Origin of the sequence: Frigoribacterium sp. Leaf263, assembly GCF_001422285.1 — a bacterium.
Lineage (GTDB): Bacteria > Actinomycetota > Actinomycetes > Actinomycetales > Microbacteriaceae > Frigoribacterium.
Map to the genome: position 1 here is coordinate 273884 of NZ_LMMO01000003.1, position 26740 is coordinate 300623.

At 71.4% G+C, this 26740-nt stretch carries 24 protein-coding genes and 1 tRNA gene; 15 read left to right on the plus strand and 10 right to left on the minus strand.

Features of this window, described 5'->3' with window-relative positions; all coding sequences use genetic code 11:
- Positions 1-2 precede the first annotated feature (2 nt).
- The 4 genes from ASF17_RS05315 to ASF17_RS05330 all read right to left on the minus strand — a co-directional run bounded on the left by ASF17_RS05315 (position 3) and on the right by ASF17_RS05330 (position 4111).
- Positions 3-956, minus strand: a complete 954-nt coding sequence (locus ASF17_RS05315) for an AAA family ATPase (protein WP_055796200.1) — start codon at positions 954-956, stop codon at positions 3-5.
- 88 nt (positions 957-1044) lie between these two features.
- Positions 1045-2223 (minus strand): DUF4350 domain-containing protein, encoded by a 1179-nt coding sequence (locus ASF17_RS05320; protein WP_055796203.1) that lies wholly within the window; start codon positions 2221-2223, stop codon positions 1045-1047.
- Entirely contained in the window at positions 2220-2894 is a 675-nt protein-coding gene (locus ASF17_RS05325) for a DUF4129 domain-containing protein (protein ID WP_055796206.1), read from the minus strand. Before ASF17_RS05325 ends, ASF17_RS05320 begins: the two co-directional genes overlap by 4 nt.
- Positions 2891-4111, minus strand: coding sequence for a hypothetical protein (locus tag ASF17_RS05330; protein ID WP_055796210.1), 1221 nt, complete (start codon positions 4109-4111; stop codon positions 2891-2893). The genes ASF17_RS05325 and ASF17_RS05330 overlap by 4 nt, the downstream gene beginning before the upstream one ends.
- A gap of 150 nt (positions 4112-4261) precedes the next feature.
- On the opposite strand from ASF17_RS05330, the gene mtrA reads away from it, so the two are divergent.
- From mtrA to secA, 6 genes are all read left to right on the plus strand, one after another.
- Positions 4262-4942 (plus strand): MtrAB system response regulator MtrA, encoded by a 681-nt coding sequence (gene mtrA / locus ASF17_RS05335; RefSeq protein WP_055796213.1) that lies wholly within the window; start codon positions 4262-4264, stop codon positions 4940-4942.
- Positions 4943-4987: 45 nt separating this feature from the next.
- Complete coding sequence (mtrB, locus tag ASF17_RS05340; RefSeq protein ID WP_055796216.1) at positions 4988-6607, plus strand: MtrAB system histidine kinase MtrB; 1620 nt, start codon at positions 4988-4990, stop codon at positions 6605-6607.
- On the plus strand, positions 6604-8286 hold the full coding sequence (locus ASF17_RS05345; protein ID WP_055796218.1) for an LpqB family beta-propeller domain-containing protein: 1683 nt from the start codon (positions 6604-6606) through the stop codon (positions 8284-8286). Before mtrB ends, ASF17_RS05345 begins: the two co-directional genes overlap by 4 nt.
- Before the next feature lie 104 nt (positions 8287-8390).
- A complete protein-coding gene (locus ASF17_RS05350; protein WP_055796221.1) occupies positions 8391-9050 on the plus strand; it encodes a ComF family protein in 660 nt (219 codons plus the stop codon).
- A gap of 124 nt (positions 9051-9174) precedes the next feature.
- Positions 9175-9885, plus strand: coding sequence for a ribosome hibernation-promoting factor, HPF/YfiA family (gene hpf, locus ASF17_RS05355; RefSeq protein ID WP_055796222.1), 711 nt, complete (start codon positions 9175-9177; stop codon positions 9883-9885).
- A 240-nt stretch (positions 9886-10125) separates the two neighbouring features.
- Positions 10126-12951 (plus strand): preprotein translocase subunit SecA, encoded by a 2826-nt coding sequence (secA, locus tag ASF17_RS05360; RefSeq protein WP_055796225.1) that lies wholly within the window; start codon positions 10126-10128, stop codon positions 12949-12951.
- A gap of 115 nt (positions 12952-13066) precedes the next feature.
- Here secA and ASF17_RS05365 read toward each other — a convergent pair whose 3' ends face one another.
- Entirely contained in the window at positions 13067-13561 is a 495-nt protein-coding gene (locus tag ASF17_RS05365; RefSeq protein WP_156357315.1) for an Rv3235 family protein, read from the minus strand.
- A 156-nt stretch (positions 13562-13717) separates the two neighbouring features.
- On the opposite strand from ASF17_RS05365, the gene ASF17_RS05370 reads away from it, so the two are divergent.
- Positions 13718-15211: a sensor histidine kinase gene (locus ASF17_RS05370; protein WP_055796232.1), complete on the plus strand. Its 1494-nt coding sequence runs from the start codon at positions 13718-13720 to the stop codon at positions 15209-15211.
- A gap of 116 nt (positions 15212-15327) precedes the next feature.
- On the opposite strand, the gene ASF17_RS05375 is transcribed toward ASF17_RS05370, so the two are convergent.
- Positions 15328-15576 (minus strand): WhiB family transcriptional regulator, encoded by a 249-nt coding sequence (locus tag ASF17_RS05375; protein WP_055796236.1) that lies wholly within the window; start codon positions 15574-15576, stop codon positions 15328-15330.
- 167 nt (positions 15577-15743) lie between these two features.
- Between ASF17_RS05375 and ASF17_RS05380 the strand changes: the two genes are divergently transcribed.
- Positions 15744-16202 (plus strand): hypothetical protein, encoded by a 459-nt coding sequence (locus ASF17_RS05380; protein WP_055796239.1) that lies wholly within the window; start codon positions 15744-15746, stop codon positions 16200-16202.
- 60 nt (positions 16203-16262) lie between these two features.
- On the opposite strand, the gene bcp is transcribed toward ASF17_RS05380, so the two are convergent.
- Positions 16263-16733: a thioredoxin-dependent thiol peroxidase gene (gene bcp / locus ASF17_RS05385; RefSeq protein WP_055796243.1), complete on the minus strand. Its 471-nt coding sequence runs from the start codon at positions 16731-16733 to the stop codon at positions 16263-16265.
- A gap of 97 nt (positions 16734-16830) precedes the next feature.
- On the opposite strand from bcp, the gene ASF17_RS05390 reads away from it, so the two are divergent.
- Positions 16831-16903, plus strand: a tRNA-Lys gene (locus ASF17_RS05390).
- Positions 16904-17296: 393 nt separating this feature from the next.
- On the opposite strand, the gene ASF17_RS05395 is transcribed toward ASF17_RS05390, so the two are convergent.
- A complete protein-coding gene (locus tag ASF17_RS05395; protein WP_055798272.1) occupies positions 17297-18841 on the minus strand; it encodes an amino acid permease in 1545 nt (514 codons plus the stop codon).
- A gap of 490 nt (positions 18842-19331) precedes the next feature.
- Here ASF17_RS05395 and ASF17_RS05400 point away from each other — a divergent pair, with 490 nt between their 5' ends.
- From ASF17_RS05400 to ASF17_RS05415, 4 genes are all read left to right on the plus strand, one after another.
- Entirely contained in the window at positions 19332-20636 is a 1305-nt protein-coding gene (locus tag ASF17_RS05400; protein ID WP_055796245.1) for a quaternary amine ABC transporter ATP-binding protein, read from the plus strand.
- Positions 20633-21610, plus strand: a complete 978-nt coding sequence (locus tag ASF17_RS05405; protein WP_055796249.1) for an ABC transporter permease — start codon at positions 20633-20635, stop codon at positions 21608-21610. The genes ASF17_RS05400 and ASF17_RS05405 overlap by 4 nt, the downstream gene beginning before the upstream one ends.
- A gap of 65 nt (positions 21611-21675) precedes the next feature.
- Entirely contained in the window at positions 21676-22584 is a 909-nt protein-coding gene (locus tag ASF17_RS05410) for a glycine betaine ABC transporter substrate-binding protein (RefSeq protein ID WP_055796252.1), read from the plus strand.
- 215 nt (positions 22585-22799) lie between these two features.
- Positions 22800-23036, plus strand: coding sequence for a hypothetical protein (locus ASF17_RS05415; protein ID WP_055796256.1), 237 nt, complete (start codon positions 22800-22802; stop codon positions 23034-23036).
- Between the two features lie 70 nt (positions 23037-23106).
- On the opposite strand, the gene ASF17_RS05420 is transcribed toward ASF17_RS05415, so the two are convergent.
- The gene (locus ASF17_RS05420) at positions 23107-23922 is read right to left on the minus strand and encodes an alpha/beta hydrolase (protein ID WP_235476387.1); all 816 of its coding nucleotides are present in this window, start codon (positions 23920-23922) and stop codon (positions 23107-23109) included.
- A gap of 60 nt (positions 23923-23982) precedes the next feature.
- Between ASF17_RS05420 and ASF17_RS05425 the strand changes: the two genes are divergently transcribed.
- Positions 23983-25191 (plus strand): mechanosensitive ion channel family protein, encoded by a 1209-nt coding sequence (locus ASF17_RS05425; RefSeq protein WP_055796262.1) that lies wholly within the window; start codon positions 23983-23985, stop codon positions 25189-25191.
- 75 nt (positions 25192-25266) lie between these two features.
- Here the strand turns inward: ASF17_RS05425 and ASF17_RS15840 are convergent, their stop codons facing one another.
- Positions 25267-25443: a hypothetical protein gene (locus tag ASF17_RS15840; protein ID WP_200913438.1), complete on the minus strand. Its 177-nt coding sequence runs from the start codon at positions 25441-25443 to the stop codon at positions 25267-25269.
- A 131-nt stretch (positions 25444-25574) separates the two neighbouring features.
- On the opposite strand from ASF17_RS15840, the gene ASF17_RS05430 reads away from it, so the two are divergent.
- Positions 25575-26729 carry an SLC13 family permease gene (locus ASF17_RS05430; protein WP_055796265.1) on the plus strand — a complete coding sequence of 385 codons (1155 nt, stop codon included), beginning with the start codon at positions 25575-25577 and terminating at the stop codon, positions 26727-26729.
- Positions 26730-26740: the final 11 nt, after the last annotated feature.

A 26740-nucleotide genomic window follows, 5' to 3' on the forward strand; every position in this document is an offset into this window, starting at 1 on the left:
GGTCAGAGCGGGACCCGGACCTGCTGGAGGACGGATCGCACGACGCTGTCCGCGTCGACGCCCTCCAGCTCGGCCTCGGGGCGCAGCTTCAGCCGGTGGCGGAGGACGGGCAGCGCCATCGCCTGCACGTGGTCGGGGGTGATGCGGTCGAACCCGGTCAGCCAGGCCCACGCCTTCGCCGCGGCGAGCAGCGCGGTGGAGCCGCGAGGGCTGACGCCGACGACGACGGAGGGGCTCTCGCGCGTCGCCCGCGCCAGGTCGACGATGTACGCGAGCACGTCGGGCGAGGCCCCCACCCGCCCGACCTCCGCCTGGGCTCGGGCCAGGTCGTCGGGCCCGAGGACGGGCGTGACGCCGGCGGCGCGCAGATCGCGCGGTGAGAACCCGGCGGCGTGGCGTCCGAGCACCTCGACCTCGGCATCCCGTGGCGGGAGGTCGAGGGTCAGCTTCATGAGGAATCGATCGAGCTGCGCCTCGGGCAGCGTGTAGGTGCCCTCGTACTCGATCGGGTTCATGGTCGCCGCCACCAGGAACGGGGTCGGGAGGGGACGCGAGAGCCCGTCGACCGAGACCTGGCGCTCCTCCATCGCCTCGAGCAGGGCGGACTGCGTCTTGGGCGGCGTGCGGTTGATCTCGTCGGCGAGGAGGACGTTCGTGAACACGGGCCCGGGCCGGAACTCGAAGTCGCCCGCCTTGGCGTCGTAGACGAGCGATCCGGTGATGTCGCCGGGCATGAGGTCCGGGGTGAACTGCACGCGCGAGGTGTCGAGCGACATCGAGTGCCCGAGGGCGCGGACGAGCAGCGTCTTCGCGACCCCCGGCACCCCCTCGAGCAGCACGTGGCCCTGGGCGAGCAGGGTGACGATGAGACCGGTCACCGCGCCGTCCTGCGCGACGACGGCCTTGCCGACTTCGGCGCGGACTCGCGAGAAGGTCTGCTGCAGGTCTGAGGTCATGTGCTGCTCGTCTCCGGTGTGTCGTGGTGGCTGTCGGGCGGGGTTGGCGTTCGGGGCCGGCGGGGGAGCCGAGGAGGCGCGGCGCCGGTCACGAGGGGGCCGTCGCCGCCCGGAGGACCCGCTCGAGGTCGAGGAGCGAGTCGCTGAGCGACAGCAGCTCGCGGTCGCTGGAGGGGCGGGCGTCGACGAGCACGTGACGCAGGGCGGCCGGGGGAGCGGAGACGAGCGGGGCGACCCGCTCGATGATCTCGTCGACCGAGGCTCCGACCGGGAGCCCGGCGGTGCGCGCGAGGCGGCCGAGGGCGCCGATCCTGAGCTGATCGAGGGCATGGAGCCGGTCGCCCGATCTCTCGTAGAGGCGGGCGCGTCCCTCGGTGGTCTCGGACGCCTTCACCGTGACGGGCAGCCGCTCGACGACGAGGGGGCCCAGCCGCCGACCCCGCCACGCCATCGCGGCGACACCGGTGAGGACCAGCAGGACGAGGGCGGGCGTCACCCACGAGGGAGTGAGGGTCGCGAGGGTGCCCTCGCCCTCCGGCAGGTCGGCGGCGCCGGGGAGGTACCAGACGACCTCCGGGGCCTGACCGAGCACCGAGAGAGCGTAGGCGGCGTTGTCGTCGGAGGCGATCGCCGCGTTCGTCAGGGCCGTCGTGGCGCCGACGACCGTCACCGGGGCATCGGCGCCGACGACCTCGACGAGGCCGTCGCCTCCGTCGCTTGCGAGGCACCCGACGGCCGTGCCGTCGCCCGCCCCGTCGACGTCGTCGGCCGAGTAGGCGAGGCCGCCCGCGTCGACCCGCTCGACGCGGGACAGGACCGCGAGGTCGCAGGCGGGGGCCACGACGCCGTCGTCGGCCGCGCCGACGAGCGCGACGCCGGGTGCGACGACGTCGAGGGCCGACTGCGACGGGGCGAGGAGCACGAGCCGGGTCCGTGCCCCGGCCAGATCGGCCCACTGGTCGTCGGTGAGGAACCCGTCGGCGTCGTCGACGACGAGGGCCGTCCGGTCGGCGTCGCCGGTCGCGGCGAGCGTGTCCGCGAGGGAGGTCGTCACCGTCACGTCGACACCCTGGTCGCGCAGCACCTCGACCACCGCCTTGGCACCGGTCGGCGCGGGGTTCGACGGCCCGAGGGGCCGACCGCCCGTCCCGCCGCCGGCCCCGAGCACCGCGACGACGACGGCCCCGCCGAGGGCGACGGCCGCGAGGGCGATCCACACGCGGGCGCCACGCAGGCGGGCCCGCAGCGTGGGGGTGACGACGGTCACGAGGCGACCCCCTCGCGAGCGTCGTCGCCTGCCGACCCGCCCGATGATCGGTCGACGGTCAGGGCTCGGTCCAGCTCGGCGACGGCGCGGTAGTCGGCGTCGGAGCCGGGCCGTCCGAGATACCGGACCTCGTCGAAGATCCGTGCGACGCCCCTGAGCTCCGTCGCCCGATCGGGGAACACGCGGCCGGCGCGGTCGCCGACCCCGTTCGCGGTCGTGCCCGGGGAGGTCGTGATGGCACCGCGGTCGACGAGGGCGCGGGTCAGCGCCCGGAACGACTCGGCCACCGCCGTCGAGTGGTCCCCGCGGTCGGCGGCGGCCCGAGCAGCGGCGCGCAGCGAGTCGGCGTCGCGGTCGTCATCGGCTCCGAACACCCGGCCGACCGCAGCGGAGCGGCGATCGAGACGGGGTCGGCCGTAGACGGCGAAGACGACGACGACGAGCGCCACGACGAGGAGCAGGGCCACGAGCAGCGCGGCGGCGGGAGCCCCCTCGGCGCCGCCGAACCGGATGCCGGCGATCCAGTCCCAGAACCCCTGGGCGGCGCGATCCAGCCAGGTCGGTCGTGCGGCCGCGTAGTCGGCGCCGGTGAGCTCGCGGATCAGCTCACGGCGCGCCTCGTCGGGGTCGGGCGTCAGCGGGGTCGCCGCCCACGCCGTCGGCATCGTCACCGCGCCGGTGTCTCCGCCGGGCGGTCGGAGGCGTCGTCGCCCGGCGTCCGGTAGGGGTCGGGACCGGTGGCGCCGGCGGCGCGCAGGTCGGCCGAGCGCGCGAGCTCGAGGTCGAGACCCTCGAGTCGCATGCGCCGGTCGACGTAGACGAGCCCGACCGAGGCCGCCTGGACGACCGAGCCGATGGCCGTCACCACGGAGGTCACGAGGATCGTCAGCAGGTACCCCACCCCCGTCACGACCAGGGCGGTGGGGTCGAGGGCGTCGCCGGTGGGGGCGAGGGTCCCGCCGAGGACGCCGAAGAGGAGGGAGAACGGCGTGGCGACGACCTGCGCGGCGACCTGGATCATCGCGAACACCAGGGCGACGATGCCGAGAGTGCGCCAGAACCCGCCTCGGACGAGCGCCCACGACCGGGTCACGGCCGTCGTGAGCGTGGTCCGTTCGAGCATGAGGACGCTCGGCACGAGGCAGAGCTTCACGGTGAGCCAGACTCCGAGGGCCGTGGCGCCGAGCCCTGCGAGCAGACCCGCGCCGATGCCGATGGCGATGCTCGGGCCCGTGCCGATGACGACGCCGAGGGTGACGATGGCGGCGACGACCGCGAGAGCGATGACGGTGGCGAGGGCGACGAGGGCCGACCAGCCGACGAGGGCGCCGAGACGACCCCTGGCCAGGGCGAGCAGACCGCCGAGACGGAGGCGCTCGCCGCGGATCTGCCGGGAGGTCTCGAGGACGAACAGACCCTGCAGGATCGAACCGACGACGAGCGAGAGGGCCGCGGGGACGAGCGCCGAGAGGAGCACGACGGCCACGGCGCCCGCCGTCACCGTCTCGAGGTCCGACGGGAGGGCCGAGTCGATGCGCCTGATCGCGGCGAAGGTGGCGGCGCCGACGGCGCCGGCCGTCACGATGGCGATGACGACCTGCGCCAGGAGGGCCGTGCCGAAGGTCGTGCGCGGGTTGCGGCGGAAGACCTGGAACGAGCCGGCGAGGATCTCGCCGAACGTCAGCGGACGCAGCGGGACGAGAGCCGGTCGCGGCGGCGGGGTCCAGCCCCCGGGGTGCTGCCCCGGCGTTCCGGGTGCTTCGGCGCCCTGCGGCGGCGCCGCCGGGGCGTGCTGGCCCAGAGGGACCCCGATCCCGGTGTCGACGCGTTCGCCCCAGCGGGGGGCGTCGCCGCCGCCCGGGGCGGCCCAGCCGTTCGGATCGGTCATGCGTTCCCCCGGGTCGTCCGCCGGCGAGGTCGTCCTCGCAGGTGCTGCCATGTTTCCACAGCGCGGGTCGGGGTGCCAGCCGAGCGCGCCTCCTGCACTAATCTGGTCCGACGTGCCGCCGCCCGAGCGGCCCAGCCGAAGACGGAGACCATGACCCCGCGCATCCTCGTGGTCGACGACGACCCCGCTCTCGCCGAGATGATCGGCATCGTGCTCCGAGCCGACGACTTCGAGCCCCACTTCTGCAGCGATGGCAGCGCCGCCCTCGACGCCTTCCGCAACTCGTCGCCCGACCTCGTGCTGCTCGACCTCATGCTGCCCGGGATGGACGGCCTCGAGGTGTGCCGCGCGATCCGTGCCGAGAGCGGCGTCCCGATCATCATGCTGACGGCCAAGGGCGACACCGTCGACGTCGTCAAGGGCCTCGAGAGCGGCGCCGACGACTACGTCGTCAAGCCGTTCAACCCGAAGGAGCTCGTGGCGCGCATCCGCACCCGGCTGCGCCCCGCGACCGAGCCGACGAACGACGTCCTGACCGTCGGCGACCTCCGCGTCGACGTGGCCGCGCACGAGGTCCGCCGTGGCGAGACCGCGATCGCGCTCACGCCGCTCGAGTTCGAGCTGCTGCTGGCTCTCGCGTCGAAGCCGCAGCAGGTGTTCACCCGCGAGATGCTGCTCGAGCAGGTCTGGGGATACCACTACAAGGCCGACACCCGGCTCGTCAACGTGCACGTGCAGCGTCTGCGGGCGAAGGTCGAGCACGACCCCGACAACCCGCGCATCGTCACGACCGTGCGCGGCGTGGGGTACCGTGCCGGCGCGAGCGCCTGACCCCGTGCCCGGCGCGATCGGCCGGCCGTCGAGCGTCGCGGTCCGATGACGTCGCCGAGGCTGGCGCTCCCCGGGGCGACGGCTCGCCGCCTCGCGGTCGTGTGGCGTCGTCTCGCCGACGGCTGGCGGTCGTCCCTCGAGCTCCGCACGGTCGCGCTGACCGTCGTGCTCGCCGGGGTGGGCGCCTCGATCATCGCCGCGTCGATCTCCGTGAGCATCGGCGCGAACCTCTACGACCAGCGGCGTGATCAGGTGCAGTCCGAGTCGCTCCGGGCGACGCTGCTCGCGCAGAGCATCTTCGACTCGGCGACGGCGACGGAGGACGCCGACCAGGTCGAGCTCGACTCGCTCCAGAACGAGGCGCAGAGCGCCATCCTGGGGTCGACCTCGAGCCCCGGCGGGACCCGGATCGCCATCCTCCGCACACCGGGCCAGACGACGGCGCGCACGATCCAGAACATCGCGAGCCCCGACTTCCCGGCCGACGTCATCAGCCCCGAGCTGCGCGAGCAGGTGGCGGCCGACACCGGATCGCTGGCCCTGCAGTCCGTGTCCCTCGCGTCCCCCTCAGGAGGCGCGGCGCCGGGGATCGCCGTCGGCTCGACCCTGCAGGTGCCCACCGCCGGTCAGTACGAGCTCTACCTCGTGTACGACCTCGGCGACGCGGAGGAGACCCTCGCCCTGATGCAGCGCACCCTGGCGATCGGGTCGCTGGCCCTCGTCGTCCTGATCGCGCTCATCACGTACGCCGTCGTGCGTCTGGTCGTCGCACCCGTCCGCGTCGCCGCCGAGACGAGTCAGAAGATCGCCGCGGGGCACCTCGAGGAGCGCATCCCCGAGAAGGGCGACGACGTCGTCGCGACCCTCGGGCGGTCCTTCAACGGCATGGCCGACGCCATGCAGCGGCAGATCACGCAGCTCGCGGAGCTGTCTCGCGTGCAGCAGCGGTTCGTCAGCGACGTCTCGCACGAGCTGCGGACCCCGCTGACCACCATCCGGCTCGCCGGCGACGTCCTGTACGACCAGCGCGAGGGGTTCAGCCCGTCCGCGGCGCGGACCACCGAACTGCTGCACACGCAGGTGGACCGGTTCGAGCTCCTCCTCGCCGATCTCCTCGAGATCTCGCGCTTCGACGCGGGCGCGGTCGAACTGGAGCTCGAGCGCATCACCCTCGTGCGGCTCGTCGAGGACGGCGTGGCCGAGTACGAGCCGCTGGCCGCCGAGACGGGCAGCGCCATCGAGATCGTCGCCCGCGGGGGCTACTTCGAGAGCGAGGTCGACGCGCGTCGGCTGCGACGCATCTTCCGCAACCTGCTCGGCAACGCCATCGAGCACGGCGAGGGGCGACCCATCGTCGTCGAGGTCGACTCGGACCCGGACGCCGTCGCCATCGCCGTTCGCGACCACGGCGTCGGCATGACCGAGGCCGACGCCGAACGGGTCTTCGACCGGTTCTGGCGGGCCGACCCGTCCCGTCGGCGGACGATCGGCGGGACGGGGCTCGGTCTGGCCATCAGCCTCGAGGACGCCGTCCTGCACGGTGGTCGCATCGACGTCTGGTCGCGGCCGGGCTCGGGCAGCCGCTTCGTCGTGACGCTGCCCCGCGTGGTGGGCGCCGAGGTCCGCTCCCGCCCGCTGCCGGTCCGACCCGAGGAGGACGCATGACCACCCCGAAACGACTCGTCGCCGTCGCCGTCGCGATATCCCTCCTCGCGGCGCTCGCCGGCTGCGCGGGCATCCCCGACAGCGGGTCCGTCCAGCAGGGCGACCCGATCACCAGCGACGTCGTCGACAGCGACGTCGTGTACACGCCGAACGGCCCCTCGGTCGGCAGCTCCCAGGAGCAGCTGCTGAACGGGTTCCTCGCCGCCGGCACCGGGCCCCAGAACGACTACGCGGTCGCCAGGCAGTTCCTCTCGACGGGGTTCGCCGACGGCTGGAACCCGAGGGACAGCGTCATGGTCCGTCCGGGCACCGGGACGACGACCCGCGTCTCGGACACCCGTCTCGACTACACGTTCGTCGACTCGGCCACCGTCGACGACACCGGTCGCTACACGCCCGCCACGTCCTCCGTCCCGACGACGCTGGGCTACCGGTTCGTCCAGGAGGACGGCCAGTGGCGGATCAGCGACGCCCCCGACGGCATCGTGCTGACCCCGGCGACGTTCCAGTCGGTGTTCCGCTCGCACGCCATCTACTTCTACGACCCGACCTTCACGTACCTCGTGCCCGACGAGCGCTGGTTCCTCGCCCGGTCGTCGACGAGCACGCGCATCGCGTCCGCGGTCCTCGCGGGCCCGTCGTCGTGGCTCCAGGGCGCCGTGGTGTCGGCGTTCCCCGACGGCACCCGGCTCTCGCTCACCGCCATCACCGTCGACGACGGCACGGCGAGGGTCGACCTCACGGCCGATGCGCTCGGCGCGGACCCGACGGCCCGGGCCCGCATGCAGGCCCAGCTTCTGGCGAGCTTCTCGAGCGTGGCCGCGATCACGGCGGTCGAGCTGAGCGTCGAGTCGACGGCGCTCGACGTGCCGGAGCTCGGCCAGGACTCGCCCCTGCGCGACCCGACCGTCGACGCCCGGCCTCTCGTCGTCGCCGACGGCGTGCTCGGCTTCGCGTCGAGGAGCGCCGTCAGCGAGCTGGCCGGGCTCTCGCCGACCGTGACGGACCTCGGGGCCACCGCCCTCGAGCTCTCCGGCGATCAGACCCGTGCGGCGGTCGCGACCCCCGAGGGGGCCGTGCTCGTCCGAGCCGACGGCAGCAGCCGCCTCCTCGACGCCCGGCCGGGACTCGCGCCTCCATCGCTCGACGACCGCGGATACGTCTGGAGCGTCCCCGAGAGCGACCCCGGCGACCTCCTCGTCATCGGCGGCGACGGCGTCGTGCACGCCGTGTCCTCCTCGCTGCCCGACGGAGCCGACGTCGTCACCCTGCGCGTCTCGCGCGACGGCAGCCGGGTGCTCGCGCTCCTCGACGACGACGGCGACGCCCGTCTGACGGTCGCCGCGGTGGTCCGCGACGCGGAGGGGGTCCCCACGGCACTCGGGCCGGCCCTCGAACTCGCCACGGCGACGGGGGTGCCCGTCGACGCCACCTGGGCGGACCAGTCGTCGGTGGCCGTCCTCACCCGGGCGGGGGACGAGCCCCAGGTCACCGTCTCCGAGGTCGGCGGCCCCGCGACGTCCCGCGGTCGTCCGCCGGGCGATCCCGAGTCCATCGTGGGCGGCAACGGGGTGGGCCGGCTGCAGGTGCGCACGGCCGACGGGATGGTCCTCGAGCCCCGGGGGAGCAGCTGGCAGGACAGCGGCATCCGCGCGGATCTGCTGGCCACCCAGCGCTGACCCGCGGACCATCCTCCCCTCCCCAGCAGAGCGCTCCCCGTCGTCGGCGTGGATGACGCCGGTCCCGCTCGCGCCGGCCCGCGCCGCCGCGGCAGGCTGTCGTCATGTCCGCACGATCCGCGCTCCGCGAGGCGCTCTCCGTGGTCTCCCCGGTCGAGTGCGCCGGCTGCGGCAGCCCCGACGTCGAGCTCTGCCCCGACTGCCGCAGGCGACTCGATCCCACAGTCCGCTCGCGCAGGCTCCTCACGGGGCTCGTCGTCGTGTCGGGGCTCGACTACGAGTTCGAGGTGCGCCGCGCCGTCATCGCGTTCAAGCAGCAGGGGCGTCTGCGGCTCGCCCGCCGGCTCGCCCCCGCACTCGCGGCCGCCCTCGACCGCGCGTGTCCGCCGGGACCGTCGCCGCCCCTCCTCGTGGCCGTGCCCGCGTCGAGGTCCGGACTCAGGAGGCGCGGGTACGACCCCGTGGGTCTGCTCGCCCGCGAGGCCGGGCTGGTCCTCGCACCGCGCCTCCTCGTGTCCGTCGCCGGGGCCGGCGGGCCGCAGAAGAGGCTCGACCGGGTGCAGCGCCAGCGGGCGCGCCAGGGGACGCTGAGGGCGACGACCGACCTGACGGGCCGCCGGGTGCTGCTCGTCGACGACGTCGTGACGACGGGGTCGACGCTCCTCGAGGCCGAGCGGGCGCTCGCGGCACGGGGTGCGGCGGTCGTCGCCGCGGCGTGCTTGGCGTCCACTCCGGAGACCGGGAGGAGCATCCGAGGTGCCTGAGCGACTCGCGACACGGTGGACGCGGGGTTACGCCGAGGTGCCGTCACGGTTACGGTGGGGCAAAAGGCGTGAAAGCACATCCGCCTGGCTGACAGGCGGCACGTCATAGCCAAAGGAGGTCGTCATGGAAATTTCCGTCACGGGTCGAAACGTCGGCATCACCGATCGTTTCCGCGACTACGCCACTGACAAGGCCGACAAGGTGGCGCAGCTCGCCACGAAAGCCCTCGCGCTCGAGATCAAGGTCTCGAGGCACCACGAGAAGTCGAGCGGTCAGGCAGGAGACGACCGCGTCGAGCTCACCCTGATCGGGCCCGGGCCCCTCGTCCGCGCCGAGTCGACCGGCGGCGACAAGTACGTCGCCTTCGACCTCGCCATCGCGCGGCTGCTCGAACGCGTCCGTCGGGCCAAGGACCGCAAGAAGGTGCATCGCGGTCAGCACCGGCCCACATCGCTGCGTGAGGCCTCGACCTCCGACTTCAGCACGCACGGCGTCACACCGGCCGCGGCCGAGACCCTCGACGCCGTCCGGACGGGGTCGATCGCGGTCGTCGACGACGACGCCTCGATCGACGCGGAGGAGACGGAGGAGGACTACAGCCCGGTGGTCATCCGGTCGAAGGTCTTCGCCTCCACGCCCATGACGGTCGACGACGCGCTCTACTACATGGAGCTCGTCGGTCACGACTTCTACCTCTTCATCGACTCGGCGACCGATCGGCCGAGCGTCGTGTACCGACGGAAGGGCTGGGACTACGGCGTCATCGGTCTCGACCAGTCGGCCCCCGAGCTGCAGGAGGTCGCCACGGCGCTCCGGGCCGGCCTCGTCGACTGACCGTCGGGGCGTCCGATCCGGCGCAGCCGGTCGGGCGCCCTCGCGGTCCCTCGGCGGCCACGGTCCTGAGAAGGCGGCGAGGTGATCGCTTGCCGGTTCACAGGGCCGTGGCCGCTAGTCTTGTTACCATTCCGTGCTCGTCCGTCCGCGGGTCGAGCCGATCTCGGCGTGGCCCACGGGCCCGCCTCACGGGGCGCGCGGCTCTCGTCGTGCGCTCGACCGAAACACAGGGAGTAACCGGTGGCCAACGTTCTCGAGAAGGTCCTTCGCGTCGGCGAGGGTCGCACCCTCCGCAGGCTGAAGGCGTACGCCAAAGCCGTCAACGAGCTCGAGGACGACTTCACCACCCTCACCGACGACGAGCTGAAGAACGAGACCGTCGAGCTGCGCGAGCGCTACGCCGGCGGCGAGTCGCTCGACGATCTGCTGCCCGAGGCGTTCGCCGCCGTCCGCGAGGCCTCCAAGCGCACCCTCGGTCTCCGGCACTTCGACGTGCAGCTGATGGGCGGCGCGGCGCTCCACCTCGGCAACATCGCCGAGATGAAGACCGGCGAGGGCAAGACCCTCGTGGCGACCACGGCCGCCTACCTCAACGCCATCGCCTCGCGCGGCGTGCACGTGATCACGGTCAACGACTTCCTCGCGAGCTACCAGTCCGAGCTGATGGGTCGCGTCTTCCGCGCCCTGGGCATGACCACGGGGTGCATCCTCGCAGGCCAGACCCCGGCGCAGCGCCGCGAGCAGTACGCCGCCGACATCACCTACGGCACGAACAACGAGTTCGGCTTCGACTACCTCCGCGACAACATGGCCTGGCAATCGCAGGACATGGTCCAGCGCGGACACTTCTTCGCCGTCGTCGACGAGGTCGACTCCATCCTGATCGACGAGGCCCGCACGCCCCTCATCATCTCGGGGCCCGCCAGCGGCGAGGCCAACCGCTGGTTCGCGGAGTTCGCCACCATCGCGCGTCGCCTGGTGTCGGGGGTCGACTTCGAGGTCGACGAGAAGAAGCGCACGGTCGGGGTGCTCGAGCCGGGCATCGAGAAGGTCGAGGACTACCTCGGCATCGACAACCTGTACGAGTCCGCCAACACGCCGCTCATCTCGTTCCTCAACAACGCCATCAAGGCCGACGCTCTGTTCAAGCGCGACAAGGACTACGTCGTCATCAACGGCGAGGTGCTGATCGTCGACGAGCACACCGGTCGCATCCTCAGCGGGCGCCGCTACAACGAGGGCATCCACCAGGCCATCGAGGCGAAGGAGGGCGTCGAGGTCAAGGCCGAGAACCAGACCCTCGCGACGGTGACGCTGCAGAACTACTTCCGTCTGTACAAGAAGCTCTCGGGCATGACGGGAACGGCCGAGACCGAGGCCGCCGAGTTCATGAGCACCTACAAGCTCGGCGTCGTCCCGATCCCCACGAACCGGCCGATGCAGCGCATCGACCAGACGGACCTGGTCTACAAGAACGAGACGGCGAAGTTCGACCAGGTGGTCGAGGACATCGTCGAACGGCACGCCAAGAAGCAGCCCGTCCTGGTGGGCACCACGAGCGTCGAGAAGAGCGAGTACCTCTCGCGTCTGCTGGCCAAGAAGGGCGTCAAGCACGAGGTGCTGAACGCTAAGAACCACGCCCGCGAGGCGGCCATCGTCGCACAGGCGGGTCGGGCCGGCGCCGTCACGGTCGCCACCAACATGGCCGGCCGTGGGACGGACATCATGCTCGGAGGCAACGCGGAGTTCCTCGCGGTCGCCGAGATGAACGCCAAGGGGCTCAGCCCGGTCGACACGCCCGACGAGTACGAGGCGGCCTGGGATGCCGTGTTCGCCTCCCACAAGGAGGCCGTCGCCGAGGAGGCCGCCGCGGTCGTCGAGGCGGGCGGGCTCTACGTGCTCGGCACGGAGCGCCACGAGTCCCGTCGCATCGACAACCAGCTCCGCGGCCGCAGCGGTCGTCAGGGGGACCCGGGCGAGAGCCGCTTCTACCTGTCGCTCACCGACGATCTCATGCGTCTGTTCAACTCCGGTGCCGCCGAGTCGCTCATGGGCCGCGGCAACGTCCCCGACGACCTCGCCATCGAGAACAAGATCGTCGGTCGGGCGATCCGTTCCGCTCAGTCGCAGGTCGAGTCCCGCAACGCCGAGATCCGGAAGAACGTCCTCAAATACGACGACGTCCTCAATCGGCAGCGCGAGGCTATCTACGGCGACCGTCGGCACATCCTCGAGGGCGACGATCTCCAGGACCGCGCCTCGAAGTTCCTCGACGACGTCGTGAACGAGGTCATCGATCAGCACACGGGCGAGGGCGGACCCGACGACTGGGATCTCGATGCCCTGTGGACCGAGCTCCGCACCCTCTACCCGATCTCGATCACGATCGACGAGGTCATCACCGAGGCCGGCTCGAAGGGCAAGGCGACGCGCGAGTTCCTCGGTCAGGAGATCCTCTCCGACGCCAAGGTGGCCTACCAGAACCGCGAGGCGACCCTCGGCGAGGCGGCCATGCGCGAGCTCGAGCGTCGTGTCGTGCTCTCGGTGATCGATCGCCGCTGGCGCGACCACCTCTACGAGATGGACTACCTGAAAGACGGGATCGGTCTGCGGGCGATGGCGCAGCGCGACCCGCTGGTCGAGTACCAGCGCGAGGGCTACGCGCTGTTCCAGAGCATGATGGGCCAGATCCGCGAGGAGTCGGTGGGCTTCCTGTTCAACCTCGAGGTCGAGGTCCAGAACCAGGTCGGCGCCGAGAAGACGCCGGTGATCGCTGCGAAGGGGCTCGGCAACGAGCAGGCCCCTCCCGCCCTCGAGTACTCGGCGCCGAACATCGACGGCGAGGTCGAGGTCCGCGACCAGAAGGGCCGCCTCGAGAAGGGGGCCACGGCCCGCGCCCAGCGCCTGCAGGAGACCGCCACGCAGACGACGGCGCCCGAGGTGGCCGCGGCGCGGGCATCGAGCGGCACGGCGCCGGCGGGCAAGGGCGCGTTCGGTCAGAAGACCGGAGGCGACGAGCCCGCACCCGTGAACCGGGCCGAGCGCCGGGCGGCCGGCAAGAAGTAGGCCGGTACTGGACGATCGGTCGCGACCGGTCACGCGACGACGGAGGCGCACCCGCTCAGGCGGGTGCGCCTCCGTCGTCGGCGGGGGAGGCCCCGTGTCGGCGCCGCCTCTCGGATCAGAGGATGTGGAGGGCGCTCGCCTGCCACCGGCCCCGGACGGTCTCGAGGCGCACGGCGACGGCGCGGCTGCGCCCCCGACCGTGGACGACGACGACGCCCTCGACGATGCCGTGAACGGGTTCCGCGATCCGCACCGGCCCGAACCGCAGGATCGGGCGCTGGGGTCGGACGCCGTGGGCGACGCGGGCCCTCGTCGAGATCCTGACCCTGTTGCGCAGGGTCGCGAACACCTCGGCGGTGACCCAGCGCGACAGCTGCTCGATGTCGCGTGCCCCGGCCATGACCTCGAGCACCGAACGGGCGAGGGCTTCGACGGCCGCCTCGGCGGTGATGGGCTTGCCCCGGGGTGCGAAGGGGTCCGGCGAGATGGCCGCCAGCGTCCCGCAGCCGGGCACGGCGCTCAGATGGCGTTCCAGCGGGATCGACCCCGTGGGCGACTCGACGCCCGTGCGGGGGCGGGCTGACGTGGTGGCGCGTGGTGAAGAGGGCATCGTGCTCGTACTTTCGTGACGGCGGCTCGGTCGTACACAACATATGACATCCGGTATTGGTTCGACAAGGACAGGCCGGGCTGTGGAGAGATCGCGGTCGTCCACAGAGCGCGACCCGCGCCTCCTGGGGTCCACGGGTCGACCTAGACTGGGGCGGTGTCGACGCTCAGTGATCTCGTACTCGCCCAGGGCCGCTCCAGCGAAGCGGACATCGAGTGGTTGCACCTGCTGGTCGGCGACTGGCAGCTGCTGGCCGACCTGGCCTTCGCCGACATGGTCCTCTGGGTGCCCACGCAGACGGGCAGCTTCGTCGCCGTCGCCCATGCGCGCCCGTCCAGCAGCGCGACGCTCTTCTACCGCGACTTCGTCGGACAAGAGGTGCGCCCCGAGTGGCGCGTGCAGATCGATGCGGCGTTCTCGTCCACCCGCATCGTCGACTCCGCCGCCCCCGACTGGTACGAAGAGACCCCCACGCGGGTGCGCGCCGTCCCCGTGCTGCGTCGACTCGGTGCGAGCCGCCCCGATGTGACCGAGGCGCCCATCGCCGTCATCACCCGGCACACGAACCTCAGCGAGGCCCGCACCCCGAGCCGGCAGGAGCTCACGTTCAACCAGTGCGCGAACGACCTGTTCGCGATGATCGCCGCGGGGGACTTCCCCGACCTCGGGGCGCCGACCGGCCCCCGGCGCGGCGCTCCCCGCGCCTCCGACGGGCTCCTCCGCCTCGACGTCGACGGCACGGTCACCTTCGCCAGCCCCAACGGGCTCTCGGCCTTCAATCGCATGGGCTTCGACGGCGAGCTCGAAGGGGAGTCCCTCGCCGAGGTGACGACGAACCTGCTGCAGGGCAAGCTGGTCATCGACGAGTCCCTGCCGCTGGTCGTCACCGGGCGGGCGCCATGGCGCACCGACATCGAGGCCCGGGGTGTGACGGTGTCGCTCCGGGCGATCCCGCTGCGTGATCGGGGCGAGCGCATGGGCGCCATCGTGCTCTGCCGCGACGTCACCGAGCTGCGGCACCAGGAGCGCGAGCTCATCACCAAAGACGCGACGATCCGCGAGATCCACCACCGGGTCAAGAACAACCTGCAGACCGTGGCGTCCCTCCTGCGCATCCAGGCGAGGCGGACGCACACCGACGTGGCCCGCGAGGCGCTGACCCAGGCGATGCGGCGGGTCGCCTCGATCGCGGTCGTGCACGACACGCTGTCCGAGGGCCTCAGCCAGAACGTGGACTTCGACACGGTCTTCGACCGCGTCCTCATGCTCATCGCCGAAGTGGCCTCGAGTCACAACACGACCGTGCGGCCCGCCCTCGTCGGCAGCTTCGGCGCCCTGCCGAGCGAGTACGCGACACCGCTCGCGCTGGCGCTGACCGAGCTGGTCACCAACGCGGTCGAGCACGGCCTCGACGGCCGCGACGGCGAGGTGCAGATCGTCGCCGAGCGCGACGACGAGCAGCTGACCGTCAAGGTGCGCGACAACGGCGTCGGTCTGCCCGAGGGCAAGGTCGGCTCCGGTCTCGGCACGCAGATCGTCCGCACGCTCATCCAGGGCGAGCTCGGCGGCACGATCGACTGGCACACGCTCGTCGGCAGCGGCACCGAGGTCACCATCGAGATCCCGTTCCGCTGGCTCACCCAGTCCTGACGGCCCGCCCGAGCACGCGACGAGCGTGCCCGGACAGCGACGAGGCCGGCTCCCCAGGGGAGCCGGCCTCGTGACGAGCCCGTCGGTCGGTCGCGACCGCCGTCGGGCGAGAAGGTCTAGCTGGCGCGACGAGCGCGAGCCGCACGGCGCTTCAGCGCACGACGCTCGTCTTCGCTGAGGCCGCCCCAGACGCCGGAATCCTGGCTGGTCTCGAGGGCGTACTGGAGGCACGTCTCGGTGACGGTGCACCGACCGCAGACGGTCTTGGCCTTGTCGATCTGGTCGACAGCGGGGCCCGTGTTGCCGACGGGGAAGAACAGCTCCGGGTCTGCGGTCAGGCAGGCGGCCTTGTCACGCCAATCCATCGATGGGTACTCCTTTAAATGCTGAACCGGCGCAACGAAGCACCGGTTCCGGATGGGGGAAAGAGAAAGAATTCGGGAGGCGCGCACAGCCGTGTGCACGTCACTTCGACCTCGAATATGGTCGCATACTGGTACGGCCAAATCAAGGATTTTGTGGAGGGCCACGCATGAGCCGAGCGGCTGAGAACGACCCCGCCGAGCCGACAGATCCGTCTGCCGCGACACGTCGACCGCCCCTCCTGTGGGTGCTGCTCGTGCTGCTCGTCGGCGAGCTCGTCGTCGTGGGCGGGGCCGCGGCCTATCTGCTCATCGAGCTCGTCGTCGCGACCCCGTCGTCGTACCCCTCCGCGGTGGCCGTGCTCGTGCTGACGCTGATGGCGGCGGCGTGGCTGGGCTCGATCGTCGTCGGGGCCTTCCGTGGCCGGGCCTGGATCCGCGGCGCCGCCATCGTCTGGCAGGTGCTCCAGGTGGCCGTCGGCGTCGGCAGCCTCCAAGGGACGTTCGCGAACCCCACCGTGGGGCTCTGGCTCATCGTCCCGGCCGTGCTCGTGGTCGTCCTGCTGCTCACCCCGTCGGTGACCGCAGCCACCGCCGCCCGCGACGAAGCGCCGCCCCGCACCTACTGACGCCGCCTCGCAGACGAGTGCGGAGCCGAGGAGGCGCGCGACGGCGCCCCGGGACCGCCCTCAGTCGAGCGCCAGCTTCTTCCGCAGCGACGCCACATGACCCGTCGCCTTCACGTTGTACAGCGGGAGCACGACGGCCCCCTCGCCGTCCACCACGAACGTCGACCGGATGGTGCCGGTGACGATCCGTCCGTAGCTGTTCTTCTCGCCGTACGCCCCGTACGCCTCGTGCACGGTGAGCTCCGGGTCGCTCAGCAGAGGGAAGTTCAAGCCCTGCTCGTCCTTGAACCGGCGCAGCGCCTCCGGAGCATCCTTCGAGACGCCCAGCACCTGATACCCGGCCGACTTCAACGAGTTGATGTTGTCGCGGAAATCACACGCCTCGGTCGTGCAGCCCGGCGTCGACGCCGCCGGATAGAAGTACACGATCACGTTCCGCCCCGCGAAGTCCGACAACGAGACCGGCGAACCGCTCTCGTCCTCGAGGGTGAACGACGGCGCAGCAGCGCCCTTCTCGAGCTTCGTGGCCATGGTGCTCCGATCTTCGGGCGCGCGAAGCGCCCCGGTGTTCAACAGGTGTCAGAACTCATGCTAATGTTGATCCTCGTTGCGGGACTCACCGCAGCACGCACCTCTAGCTCAATTGGCAGAGCAACTGACTCTTAATCAGTGGGTTCTCGGTTCAAGTCCGAGGGGGTGCACGACAAATCGATCCCCCGTGTTCATCATTCGATGAAGCGGGGGATTTGTCGTCGTGCCGGTTTGGTCGGCTGCGCCGACGTGCGGCCTGGGGCCGCGCGGGGTGGGGGTCCTTGCCGCCAGGTCGCTGTTGCCCGGGGGTGACGGCGCTTCGCGCGTCACGGTGCGACGGCGCTTCGCGCGTCGCGGGGCGACGGCGCTTCACTGGTCGCGGGGAGGCGACGGCGCTTCGCGCGTCGCGGGGCGACGGCGCTTCGCGCGTCAGGGGGAGGGCGACGGCGCTTCGCGCGTCAGGCCCTGAGAGCTGTGAGCGAGGAGCGCCTGGATCTCCGGCGCGATGGGGTCGAGTCCGACGAGGACCGAGCCCCACGATGGGAGACGGGCCTCCGTCACCGCTAGGGGCGGTCCGAGGGGCGGGGGTGCTGGGCGGCTGAATCCCGGCCGGTCACGGGGTAGGGGCCGGTCATGCCCTCGCGGAGGCGCGCCGCGGCGAGGATGCGGTCGCGCTGCAGGTGCCAGCCGAGCATCAGCAGCGGGATGATGACGACCAGCGACATCACCGTGAACGACCCGATCGGCCAGTCGATCGCCATCAGCACCACCACCGCGAGCAGGAACGCCAGCGTCAGGTAGCTCGTGACCGGCGCCCCCGGCAGACGGAACGACGGCTCCTCCGCCTTGCCCTCCTTCGCCCAGCGACGCAGCCGCATCTGACAGAGGATGATCGTGCCCCACGCCGTCAGGATCCCCAACGACGCGATGTTCAGGACGATCTCGAACGCGGCGCTCGCCCCGACGATCGCATTCAGACCCACCCCCAGCAGGGTGATCGACGCCGTCAGGAGGATGCCGCCGAACGGGACACCGCCCTTCGACATCTTCGTCGTGAACTTCGGAGCCGATCCGTTCATCCCCATCGAGTGCAGCACCCGACCGGTCGAGTACAACCCGGCGTTCAGGCTCGACAGCGCCGCCGTCACGACGACGAAGTTCATGATCGACCCCGCGATGCGGCCGACCTCGGGGCTCCCGATGCTGCTGAAGAACGTGACGAACGGGCTCTCGCCCTCGGCGTAGGCCGTGTACGGCAGCAGCAGCGACAGCAGCACCAGCGAACCGACGTAGAAGACCGCGATCCGCAGGATGACCGTGTTGATCGCCCTCGGCACCACCTTCTCCGGATTCTCGGTCTCGCCCGACGCCGTGCCCACCAGCTCGATCGCGGCGTACGCGAAGACGACGCCCTGCACGACCAGCACCGCCGGCAGCAGCCCGCTCGGGAGGATCCCGCTCGAGGCCACGACCGACCAGCCCGTGTCGACCGTCGCGCCGTCGTGCGTCACCGGGAACGCCGCGGCCAGCCAGACGACCCCGACCACCAGGAACACCACGAGCGCCGCGACCTTGACGATCGCGAACCAGAACTCCATCTCGCCGAAGACCTTCACCGCCAGCAGGTTCACCGACAGCACGACGGCCAGGGCCACGAGGGCCAGCAGCCACTCCGGGGCGGCCGTGAAGGCCTTCCAGTACTGCAGGTAGAGGGCCACGGCGGTGACGTCGACGATCGCCGTCATCGCCCAGTTCAGGAAGTACATCCAGCCCGCCGCGTAGGCGAACTTCTCCCCGTAGAACTCCCGGGCGTACGAGACGAAGGATCCCGAGGAGGGGCGGTGAAGCACCAGCTCGCCGAGCGCGCGCAGGATGAAGAACGCGAACACGCCGCAGATCGCGAAGACGATCGCGAGAGAGGGCCCCGCCGTCGCCAGCCGCCCGCCGGCACCGAGGAACAACCCCGTCCCGATGGCGCCGCCGATGGCGATCATCTGCAGCTGCCGGGGCTTGAGGCCGTGCTGGAAACCCTCCTGCTCGTGGCTGAAGTCCTGGGGGACGGTGTCCGGGTGCGCGGCCGAGCCGCGGTCTCCGTCAGATGCGCTCATGCCGAGAGGGTAGGCCCGAGTCTGCAGTTCGTGCACATCGAGCGGTCGGCATGTCGGGGGACCTGCGCTCCGCGGACGACGGCCCTCGAAGGTGCACGGCGTGTAACGAAAAGGCCACGATGTCGATGCCCATGAACACGGCGATCGGAGGGGATCGGGGTACACGTCCGGTCCCTCCGGAGGGGGGGTGCGGATTGGGATGGACGACACATGTTCGCTACGGTCGTCGAGGCCCGCTCCGGTGGGCCCGTCATCATCAGGACGCGATGATCGGCGGTCCGGCAGTCTCGGATCCCGATCCCCGTACGGTCTGGTGGCGTCGGTGCCGGTCCCATGACCGCACCAGCGGGGTACAGGTTCGCATCCAGGATCACGATGCTTGAGCCAGCACGTCCCGCATGCGCCGTCGACCCGTCCGCCCGACCAGAACGCCGCCGACGGCGCGCCTGCCCGAGCGGAAGGCGTTCCCCGGCGTGCCCGCGGAGAGCCCATGACAACGACACCACCCGCCGTGCGTGCGAAGAACCTCTACAAGGTCTTCGGTCGCCGACCCCGAGAGGCGGTCACCCGACTCGAGTCCGGCGCCAGCCGCACCGAGGCCTCGGCCCTCGGAACCGCGGCCGTCATCGACGCGTCCTTCGACGTCCAGCCCGGCGAGATCTTCGTCGTCATGGGGCTCTCGGGCAGCGGCAAGTCCACGCTGATCCGGATGCTCAACGGTCTGCTCGAGCCCACCTCCGGGTCGGTCGAGGTGTCGGGCACCTCGATCTCCGACGTCCCGGCCAAGCGGCTGCGCGACGTCCGGCGTCAGCACGTGTCGATGGTGTTCCAGCACTTCGCCCTGCTCCCGCACCGCACCGTCATCGACAACGTCGCCTACGGCCTCGAGGTCCAGGGCGTGGCGAAGGCGAAGCGGCTGGCGAAGGCGCGGGAGGTCACCGAGATCGTCGGTCTCGCCGGGTGGGAGGACAAGCTCCCGAGCGAGCTCTCCGGCGGCATGCAGCAGCGCGTGGGCCTGGCCCGAGCGCTCGCGGCCGAGACCGACATCCTGCTGATGGACGAGGCGTTCAGCGCCCTCGATCCGCTCATCCGCCGCGAGATGCAGGAGCAGCTGCTCGAGCTCCAGGCGAAGCTCGGCAAGACCATCGTCTTCATCACGCACGACCTCAACGAGGCGATGTTCCTCGGTGATCGCATCGCCGTCATGCGCGACGGCCGCATCGTGCAGATCGGCACGCCGGAGGACATCCTCACCGACCCGGCCAACGACTACGTCGCCCAGTTCGTCCAGGACGTCGACCGCGCCCGCGTGCTGACGGCCTCGAGCGTCATGGAGCCGGCCCGTGCGGTCGTGCAGCTGACCGCCGGGCCCCGCGGAGCCCTGCGCACCCTCCGGGACCTGCAGACGGCCGCCCTGTTCGTCCTCGGCCGCGACCGCCGGCTGCTCGGCTGGGTGCGCGACCGGCACGTCATGCGTCAGGTCAAGTCGAACGACACCGATCTCGAGGCCATCGTCACCACCGAGTTCGCCAAGGTCGGCCCCGACGCCGCCCTCGTCGACCTCTTCGAACTCGCCGTCGAGAGCCCGCTGCCCATCGCCGTGGTCGACGACCACGACCGCCTCATCGGCGTCATCCCGCGGGTCACGCTCCTCGCGGCCCTCGGCAACGTCGACACGACGACCTCGCCGATCCCCGTGCTCGAACCGGTCACCCGCTACTCCGAGAGCGAGCTGGACGCCACCCTCGCGACCGGGGAGACCCCCGTCGCCGCCACCGAAGGAGCCACCCGATGAACGAGATCCTCCGCATCCCCTTCGGCAGCTGGGTCTCGGCCGTCGTCGACTGGATCACCACGCACCTCGGCGGCCTGTTCGACGTCGTGCGCGCCGTCTTCCTCTTCTTCTACGAGTGGACCGAGTACCTCCTCAGCGCGCCTCCGTTCTGGGCGATCGTGCTCGTCGTGGCCGCGCTCGCGTTCGTCGCCCGGGGGTGGAGGTTCGCCCTCGGGTCGGCCGTCGGCCTCCTGCTGATCAGCTCGGTCAACCAGTGGGAGAACGCCATGTCCACGCTGGCGCTCGTGCTGGTCGCCGGAGTCATCGCGATCGCCGTCAGCATCCCGCTGGGCGTCCTCGCCGCGAAGTCGTCGATCGCCTCGCAGATCATCCGACCGGTGCTCGACTTCATGCAGACCACGCCCGCCTTCGTCTACCTGATCCCCGCGCTGCTGCTGTTCCGCGTCGGCGTGGTCCCCGGCATCGTCGCCACGATCGTCTTCGCGATGGCGCCCGGCGTCCGGCTCACCGAGCTCGGCATCCGCGGGGTCGACACCGAGGTGGTCGAGGCCGGCCAGGCCTTCGGCTCGTCGCCCTGGCGCATCCTGCGTCAGATCCAGCTGCCGCTGGCGAAGCCGAGCATCATGGCCGGGGTCAACCAGGTCATCATGCTCTCGCTCTCCATGGTCGTCATCGCGGGCATGGTCGGAGCCGGCGGACTCGGCGGCGACATCGTCGCGAGCCTCAACCGGATCGACGTCGCCCTCGGCGCCGAGGCGGGCATCTCGGTCGTCGTCCTCGCCATCATCCTCGACCGCATGACGGCCGCCCTTGGCGCCGACCGTCGCGCACGGCGCCGGCCGTCCCGCATCGCCCGCGGGTCCGATGACGCGGTCCCGGAATCCGGTCCGACCGGCGCGTCCGCCGACGCCTCGACGTCCGAGTCCCCGCTGCCCGACGCGCCCGCCCCCGATCGGACGCCGGCGTCCGTCTAGACCCCGACGGGGCGACCGGAGTCATCAGGTCGGCCCGCACCTCCCGCACCACCCGAAAGGATCACATGAACAAGCGCACCACCATCGCAGCCTCCGTCGCCCTCGGCACCTCAGCCGTCCTCGGCCTCGCCGCCTGCTCGCCCCCCGGCAGCTCGACGGAGAGCGAGACCCTCGACAACGGCGACCAGAGCGTCGTCGACATCGCGGTCTTCAACGGCTGGGACGAGGGCATCGCCGCCTCCTGGCTCTGGAAGTCCGTGCTCGAGGAGGAGGGCTACACGGTCAATCTGAAGATGGCCGACGTCGCACCGGTCTACCAGGGCCTCACGACCGATGACTACGACGTGGTCCTCGACACCTGGCTGCCCGTCACGCACAAGGAGTACATCGACCAGTTCGGCGACGACCTCACCGACCTCGGCGCCTGGAACGACGGCGCGAAGCTCGCCATCGCGGTCAACGCCGACGCCCCGATCGACTCGATCGAGGAGCTGAACGAGAACGCCGACCTGTTCGGCGGCACGATCGTCGGCATCGAGCCGGCCGCCGGCCTGACCTCGGCCGTCGAGAACGCGACGATCCCCGACTACGGCATCGACGACCTGACCCTCCAGACGTCGTCGACCGCCGCGATGCTCACCGAGCTGAAGAGCGCCACGGATTCGGGCGAGAACATCGCCGTCACGCTGTGGAGCCCGCACTGGGCGTACGACGCGTTCCCGATCAAGGACCTCGAGGACCCGAAGGGCACGCTCGGCGACGCCGAGGGCATCCACTCGTTCGGCGGCAAGAGCTTCACGGCCGACTACCCGCAGTTCGCCGAGTGGCTCGAGGGCTTCGAGATGGACAACGACCGCCTCTCGTCGCTCGAGAACGCCATGTTCAACAGCGGCGTCGACGGGAGCGACTACACCGAGGTCGTCGAGGCGTGGGTCGCCGACAACCAGGACTACGTCGACGGCCTCACCAGCTGACGGATCGGCTGCGGCCGACCGCAGGGCCCCGGGCGACGTCGTCCCCGGGGCCCTGCGGCATGCCGGCGTATCCCCAGCCGACGGGCGGGCGACGCACAGTGAATCGGCAGGACGTGGCCGAGGAGGCGCGACTAGCGTCGAGCACGTCGCATTCCGATCCCGCGACGGCACCACCACCCCGGACACCCCGGGGAACAGCACGAGAGGCACCACCCGTGAGCATCACCAGCATCGACGCCGTCCGCCGCAACGCCCGGGTCAGCACCCGGACGATCGCAGCCGACCTGGTGCAGGTGTCGACCCCCGACCGCGTGCTCGGCCACATCCGCGTCGAGAACGGCGCGTACGTCGCCGTCCGTGGATCGAACCCGCACTGGGGCGACGAGGTCGGCCGCTACGCCACGCAGGGCATGGCCCTCGAGGCTCTGCGCCTGCGCAAGCGCTCCGTCTGACGGCACCGCGTCGGGATGCCGTCCCCCGGGCGGTCGGCCGGCCCTCCGACCGGGTGGACCCGCCGCGGGCTCAGGGCCCGACGGAGGCGAGGAACGACCGCAGGCTGCGATCGATCTCGACCCGCGCCTCCTCGTCCGTCAGCGTCGCGGTCCCGTCGCCCGCCTGATCGCCGTAGGCGCCGAACTGCGCGTGGTTCGACCCCTCGATCTGCACGATGGAGGCATCGGGCGGCAGCTGGTCGCGGTACCGCTCGATGTCGTCGGGCGTGCTGAGGCCGTCCTCGCTGCCGCCGAGGCTGAGCACGGGCAGGTCGGTCTCGTCGGAGAGATCGGTGGTCGCGCAGTACGAGCCGAAGAGCACGAGACCGTCGACGCGCGGGTCGCTCTCGGCGTAGCCGCAGGCGCGGACGCCACCGAGCGAATGACCGCCGACGGCCCAGTGCGAGATCTCGGGCGCCTCCGACGTGAAGTCGGTGAGGGCCCGCCAGTCGAAGAGGCCGAAGCCGAGCACCGGTCGGACGATGATCACGGTGACCCCGGAGCGCACGGCCCCCGAGAGCACCTCCTCGTACGCCTGCGGGTCGACGCGCGCGCCGGCGAGGAAGACGAGGCCCTGGTCCCGCGGCGTCGTGTCGGCCGGACGCATGACGACCGTGTCGGGGCGGTCCGTCACGTCGACGGCGGTGTCCTCGGCCACGGCGGCGACCGAGGAGGCGGTGGCCGCCAGGGGCAGCTTGGCCCACGTGAAGAAGCCGGTCGCGCCGAGCACCACCGCGGCGAACAGCACCGAGGCCACGATCTTGACGATGCGTCGCGACCGCGACCCACGGTGGAGTGCGGGCACCCGTGTGGCGGGCTCGTGACGGGAAGCTGTGCGTTGTCTCACGGTTCCCATCCTGGCCGATCCGCGGTCGTGCTCGCTGAGGATGTCCGCCAGGCTGGTCCGATGCCTTGGATCGCACCCGTCGTCGCCGTCGTCTCGGCCGTCGTCCTCACCTTCGTCGTCTCGGCCCTCGTCGGCTGGGTCTTCTCGTTCGTCGCCCGTCGGAAGACCTGGGCGGTGGACTTCGTGACCCGCATGCGCCGCCCGTTCCGGTGGTCCCTCCTCGTCGTGCTGCTCACCATCGCCCTGTCGACCACGCTGCCCCGCAGCCTCGGCGCCGACTACCCCGGCGACGAGGCGGTGTCCCAGGTGTTCCGCTGCGCCATCATCGTCGTCGTCGCCTGGTTCGTCGGGGCCCTCGCGATCTTCTTCGAGGATCTCGGTCTCTCGCGCTACCGGGTCGACACCCCCGACAACAGGGTGGCGAGGCGGGTGCGCACGCAGGTGCTGATCCTCCGACGACTGACCGTCGCCCTCATCGTCATCGTCGCGGCGGGCGCTCTGCTGCTGGGGTTCCCCGGGGTCGAGGCCGTCGGGGCCAGCGTGCTGGCCAGCGCCGGTCTGGTGTCGGTCGTCGCCGGTCTCGCGGCCCAGTCGACCCTCGCCAACGTGTTCGCCGGCATCCAGCTCGCCTTCAGCGACGCGATCCGCATCGACGACGTCGTGGTCGTCGAGGGGCAGTGGGGTCTCATCGAGGAGATCACCCTCTCGTACGTCGTCGTCCACATCTGGGACGACCGGCGCCTCGTCCTGCCGTCGACCTACTTCACGACGACGCCCTTCGAGAACTGGACCCGCCGCAACAGCGAGCTGCTCGGCGCCGTCGAGTTCGATCTCGACTGGCGGGTGCAGCCCGGCGACATGCGCGCCGAGCTCGATCGCATCCTCGAGCGGACCGATCTCTGGGACGGCCGGGTCAAGGTGCTCCAGGTCACCGACGCGACGGGCGGGTACGTGCGGGTGCGGGTGCTCGTCACGGCGAAGGACGCCCCGACGCTGTTCGACCTGCGCTGCCTCGTCCGCGAGGACCTCATCTCCTGGCTGCACGAATCGAGTCCGGTCTCGATCCCGAGGGCCAGGGTGCAGATGGTCGCCGACGAGCCCGCGGTCTCGGGACGACCGCGCCGGTCGACGTCCGAGGCGGGAGGGCTCTTCAGCGGCGAGAACGCCGACAGCGAGCGGACGGCCCTGTTCACCTCGGCCATCCCCGTCCAGAGCCCGGACGACGGCGGTCGTCCCGACGGCCGCCCCGTCGCCCGACCGGACCGCTGACCCGCGATCCCGGGAGATGCGAAGGAGGCGCGTCCCGGTCGTCGGGACGCGCCTCCTTCGTGTGTTCCGCTCGGGTCAGTCGTCGTTGGCGGCGTCGACGACGTTGCCGATGGCGATGGCCGTCGTCGCCACCCAGGCGACGGCGGTAAGCAGCAGCCGCCAGTCGCGAGGACCGGCCGTGAGGCTCTTCAGGAGGCTGACGCCCGAGAAGATCGAGCTGAGGATGGCTCCGTTGAAAAGGAATTTGCGCACTGTTCGCTCCCGTGTTCGTTGTGATCACGCTATCCGCTGCGAGCAGCGCTGTCCGGAGGTCGGGCCGGCGGTTGTAGGTTGAGCTGCCCGCCGGTCGGACGGGCCGCCTCGTCGATCGCGAAGGAGTCCCTGTGCGCACAGCCGTGCTCGGCGCCGTGTTCCTCGCCGTGGGGCTCGTCGCGTTCCTGACGGGGGTCCTGACGGGCCCCGAGCTCGTGGTCCTCGTCGAGCGGGTCGCCCCGGTCCTCGGCTTCGTGGTCGCCCTGACGATCGTCGCCGAGCTCGCGGCCGAGGCGGGGCTCTTCGCCTGGCTGGCGCGCACCTGCTCGCGGTTCGCCGGGGGGCGCGTCGTCGTGCTGTGGCTCCTGGTCGTCGTGCTGGCCGTCCTCTGCACGGTGTTCCTCTCGCTCGACACGACGGCCGTCCTGCTGACGCCCGTCGTCGTGCTCGTGGCGCGCCACGCCGGTCTGCCGGTGATGCCGTTCGCCCTGACGACGGTCTGGCTCGCCAACTGCGCGTCGATGCTCCTCCCGGTGTCGAATCTCACGAACCTGCTCGCCCTGGGTCAGCTCGGCTCGCCCGCTCCGCTCGCCTTCGCGGCGCTGGTCGCGCCCGCGGCGGCCGTCGGGATCGTCGTGCCCGTCGCGGCCATCGGCGTCCGATACCGCCGTCAGCTCGCCGGGCGGTTCGCGCCTCCCGAGCCCGACGAGGCTGACGACCCCGTGCTGTTCCGCGTCGCCGCCCTCGTCACGGCGCTGCTGGTGCCCGCCCTCGTGTCGGGCGTCGAGGTGTGGATCCCCGCGGCCGTCGCCGCGGCCGTCCTCGTCGTCGCGTTCGCCGTGCGCCGCCCGGCGGTCCTCAGACCGGGCATGGTGCCGTGGAGCACGCTGCTGTTCGCCGGCGGTCTGTTCGTCGTCGTCGAGGCGGCGCACTCGCTCGGTCTCGCCGATCTGCTCGGCTCGGTCGTCGGGGGAGGGGACTCGCTGCCCGACCTGCTCCGACTCGCCGGGGGCGGGGCCGCGGCGGCCAACCTGGCGAACAACCTCCCGGCCTATCTGGCGCTCGAGCCCGTCGCCGGATCCCCGCTGCGTCTCGTGGCTCTGCTGATCGGGGTCAACATCGGCTGTCTCGTGACGCCATGGGCCTCGCTCGCCACGCTGCTCTGGCACTCGCGCCTGACGGCCATGGGCGTCGAGGTCTCGTGGCCGCGCGTCATCCTCGGCGGCCTCGCCGTGGCGGCCGTCGCGGTGCCGCTCGCCGTGCTGGCGCTGGTCGTCGTCCCCTAGCCCGGGGTCCC